Annotated in this window: 3 protein-coding genes and 2 pseudogenes; all 5 read right to left on the bottom strand. The window is 43.5% G+C overall.

The window, feature by feature from the left end:
• Window positions 1-134: 134 nt before the first annotated feature.
• Window positions 135-293 (bottom strand): hypothetical protein, encoded by a 159-nt coding sequence (locus JCM19037_RS30420; RefSeq protein ID WP_373901436.1) that lies wholly within the window; start codon window positions 291-293, stop codon window positions 135-137.
• A gap of 2 nt (window positions 294-295) precedes the next feature.
• Window positions 296-1,042, bottom strand: coding sequence for a transporter substrate-binding domain-containing protein (locus JCM19037_RS21400; protein ID WP_052364190.1), 747 nt, complete (start codon window positions 1,040-1,042; stop codon window positions 296-298).
• Window positions 1,043-1,895: 853 nt separating this feature from the next.
• Window positions 1,896-3,176: an aminotransferase class I/II-fold pyridoxal phosphate-dependent enzyme gene (locus tag JCM19037_RS21405; protein WP_042404496.1), complete on the bottom strand. Its 1,281-nt coding sequence runs from the start codon at window positions 3,174-3,176 to the stop codon at window positions 1,896-1,898.
• A 60-nt stretch (window positions 3,177-3,236) separates the two neighbouring features.
• A pseudogene (locus tag JCM19037_RS21410) lies at window positions 3,237-3,889 on the bottom strand (HD domain-containing protein).
• A gap of 54 nt (window positions 3,890-3,943) precedes the next feature.
• Window positions 3,944-4,559, bottom strand: a pseudogene (locus tag JCM19037_RS28950) (collagen-like protein); the annotation flags it as partial.

Genomic DNA, 4,559 nt, shown 5'->3' on the forward strand with positions numbered 1-4,559 from the left:
CGGTATACCATAAGCCTTGAGCAAGGTAAGGCATCACTTGAATAAATGCATCTGGATTTAAATTCATGACTGGCTCCTTCCAAAAAGAGAATGAAACTGCTCATACAATGGCTGTATGAGCAGAACCTGAATGATTATGTGCCCATCGGGCGCTCACCGAAATAGTCTTCATAAATATCATCATAGGTTCCATTCTCCATGAGCACTTCCAGTGCATGATTAATCGGATCAACGAGCTCATGACCTTGTGGCATGCCGATTCCATAATCATCAGCTAAAAGTGTATCACCCACGGTTACAAGCTGACCTTGTGCTTGTTCCTCAACATAATACAATACGTTTGGTTCATCGTAGAGCACAGCATCAGAGTGTCCTTGGATAACGTTCTGATAGGCTTCAACAACATCTGGTAACGCTTGAATGCTCGCATTCTCAAGGTTTCATCGAGATAATCGTGAGAAGTCGATCCTTGGTTAGTGGCAATTGTAATCCCGTCTTGATCCAATTCTTCTAACGATCCCCATTCACCTTCGTTATCCGCAGCGACCGCAACGATAATCCCTGCATCTAAGTAGTATGGATCGGAAAAATCAATCGTGTCTTGACGTTCTTCAGTAATGCTCATCGCATTAATGGATGCATCATATACGCCAGACTGGATGCCAGCGAGAGCTCCTTGGAATTCCATCGTTTCAAAGTTCACTTCAATTCCCATTTCATCTGCGAGTGCTGTCATCAGCTCAATATCAAATCCTGATAGTTCATTTGTATCAAGATCCATAAACGCGAAAGGAACGAAGTTGTTATCTGTAGCGACCGTAAACGTTTCGCCTGCTACGTCAGCATACGCGTCATCATCGCCGCCAGCTGCTGCATCATCGTCACCTTCGGCGTCTTCATCACCATCTTCATCTTCCACTTCTTCCGTATCTCCGTTTGTGTCATCTACCTCTTCATCCGCTCCAGTATCGTCATCACCACATGCGGCTAACGCGAGCATAGATGCTCCTAAAACACCTGTAAGTAACAAATTCTTCTTCATCTTTTCTCTTCTCCCCCTAATAAATCTAAAAATTAGTAATAGGAAAATCTACCTTAGTGTATCATAACTACGGAAAAATACAAAAAATGTTATGCACATTCAGAACATTTCACGTATTCATGACAGGAAATCTCACACGTTATTTGACGGGGGATACAGCCTCACAGCCATCCGCCTCAAAACGTAAACCTTCCAAACCGCAAATTGTGGAAGCGAACTATTCGTTGAAGATGGGAGTCGGTCTTAAAAAATAAAGGGCCTAAGAAAAACCGAGGCCTTCTCCGCAGGTGCTCTCTCTTTAGGGTGGTTGCTTGAGTGTTTTGGAAGCGATCTATACATGTTGAATGAAATAAATTTACTGCGCGTTATGGTCGAGATTGAATTAAATCTTCTTTCCGCAGCCTTGCAGCGGGCAAACCTACAGTTGTATACTGCTAAACACATAAAATATCCTGTCCGAGCTCTTCTTGTTTCACTTTTACACCTTTGGTGCCGATGGTTGTGGGCAGTTGTAACACTTTTGATCATGTGTAGAAAGACGGGAACTGTGGTTATCAAATAGGCCAAGGATCGTCACTCTCTCTGACTGTTCTTAGTTACCATTCGCCATTCAATAGGTTTTCTTTCAAATACTCACTGCATTATATATTTCATATTGTGACAGTTGGTGGCGTTTATGTGATCATTTAGGTGAAGTGTGATGCCTTTTCCTGAACTGGTCGTCACTAAAAAGGGTTTTTGTTACGATTGGAGCCTCTCTTTAAACCCCGAGTGAACTGGGATCGATGGCACTACACAGACCTATATAAAAAGCCGGTTGTTCCATAAGAACAACGCTTTTTATATAACTTGATTAGAGCATTTTCTTTTCAATTGTCACCAACTCTATACAAATACATAGCACTTGCAACGCCGTCGCAAGCTCTTCCATGCTTGGATACGTTGGTGCGATACGGATGTTTTGATCATTCGGGTCCTTTCCATATGGGAAAGTTGCTCCTGCACCTGTGAGTGTAACACCGGCATCTTTCGCCATTTGCACAATCTTCTTTGCTGTGCCTTTAGCTGTATCGAGACTAATGAAATAGCCCCCTTCTGGTTCAGACCATGTCGCAATCTCTTTATCACCAAGTTGCTCACGGAACGTTTCATACACGAGGTCAAACTTCGGCTTAATGATACGCGCATGCTTTTTCATATGTTCTTCAAGTGATGTCACTTCAGTGAAAAAGCGAACATGACGCATTTGATTAATCTTATCATAACCGATTGTTTGTGCTGCCATTTTACTTCGAACATCATCTACATTTCCTTCACTTGCAGCAAGTGTTGCGATTCCAGCTCCAGGGAAAGTGACTTTGGATGTTGAAGCAAAGATATAGGGCCGGTCTTCATTGCCCGCAGCTTTCGCGGATTTTAGTATGTTCTTCAGCGAGACTGGCTCTGTGCCTAAATGATGGATCGTATATGCATCATCCCAAAAGATTCGAAAGTCTGTAGCTTTTGTTTCCATTGAAGCCAATCGGTCTACAACTTCATCCGAGTATGTTGTCCCATTTGGGTTGCTATATTTAGGTACACACCAAATGCCTTTGATCGTTTCATCTTGCTTTACAAGCTCTTCGACCTGGTCCATATCCGGACCGTCTTCTTTCATATCAATGATAATCATCTCAATGTTATAACGTTCACATATTGCAAAATGGCGGTCATACCCCGGGCTTGGCGCAAGAAATTTAATTTTATCATAATCTGCCCAAGGTTTTTCACTTCCTTTAACACCGTCAAACAGCGCACGTGTTACAGCATCATGCATGAGCGTAAGACTAGAATTACCACCAACAATGACTTCTTCTTCGCCTACATCAAGAAGGTTAGCAAAAAAGCGTTTCGCCTCTGGAATTCCATCCAATTGACCATAATTTCGAAGGTCTACGCCATTTTCAGAAACCATGGGCGAGCTTGAATCCAACACATCCAACATGCCCATAGACAGTTCAACTTGCTCCGGACAAGGTTTTCCCCTAGCCATATTGAGGTTCAAGTTTTGCTGAACGGCATTTTTGTACTGTTCTTTTAACTCATCCAATCTTTCGGTTAGTTGATCTTTAGACCATTCACTTAACTGTGTCACAAGTTTTAGCTCCTTTGTTTTTGACTCACTTACTATTGTAAAACAACCAACAAACAAATGTCAGCTATCGCCCCGTTGTGGACTTCCCCATTCGAGTAAAAATTGTTCTAAAAACACTTCTATGAATTGATGCCGTTGTTCAGCGATCTTTTTACCTGTTTTTGTATTCATCAAGTCCTTTAACTTAAGAAGTTTCTCATAGAAGTGATGAATAGCCGAACTTTGTCCATGTCGATACTCCTCTAAGGTCATCTTAGAACGGACTTCCCGCTGTGCTCATAGATTGGCTGACCTTTTGCACCGGAATATTGAAAAGTTCGTGCCACACCAATTGCACCAAGTGCATCGAGTCGGTCGGCATCTTGTACAACTTTTGCCTCTATTGTTTTCAAATCCTCTCCATTTCCACCTTTATAAGAAATTGAAGTAATGATTGTTAGAATATGTAGCCTGTCGGACTGTCTCACATGAAAGCGATCAAGCCACGCTTCAATTCTTTCCAGCCCTGCCTGTTCGTCTTTTACTACTTTGTCGTCTGCTAAATCATGCAAAAGCGCTGCCATCGCAACAATGAATGGGTCTGCCCCTTCTTCCTTAGCTAGACGAATGGCCATTTTATAAACTCTATCAATATGATACCAATCATGACCTGTCTTTTCAGCGGTTAACTGTTGTTCAACCCATCGTTTCGTTTCGCTGATCACTTTGTCCATCTAATCCCTCCAAAAAAGTCACAGCTCATTATACCATTGAGCTGTGACGATCTACTATCCGACTGTACCTGTCGCTGTACTTATCGTTCCCGTAGCATTTGCTGCATAGCGAAGAATTGACACATGGCCTGCAGTATTGGCAACCCCTGTACCGTTGACTAAACTTACTGCAGCTGGTGAAGAATTGACAATTTGAATGGTCGTGCCCGCAGCATAGAAATTCGAACGGTGCACATCTATGATCCCACCACTGTCAGCATTGCCAATGGCTGCGGCAAGCGTTCCGTTGACTAACAATCCAAAAGATGCTCCCGCAGCAGTAGCCACTGCCGTGTTTAACGTAACGTTAAAGAAATACAAACCTGGGACCTGAATTGTAAACAAGCCTGTGGCAGGTGTATACGTAATCCCTGCAAACTGCCGCGGGATTAAGTTGATTACTGGCGATCCAACGGCTACCGTTTGAGGTTGAACGTTACTATTAAAGAACGGTGATGAATTATCGGCTGTAGGTCCAGTTGGGCCAGTGACACCTGTTGCTCCTGTTGCTCCGATCAAGCCTGTCGCTCCGGTCGGTCCAATGATGCCAGTTACTCCAGTAACGCCTGTAGGTCCTGTAATTCCAGTGACGCCCGTCGCTCCGGTCACGCCCGTTGCTCCGGTCACGCCT

The organism is Geomicrobium sp. JCM 19037 (assembly GCF_000698105.1).
GTDB lineage: Bacteria > Bacillota > Bacilli > Bacillales > Marinococcaceae > Geomicrobium_A.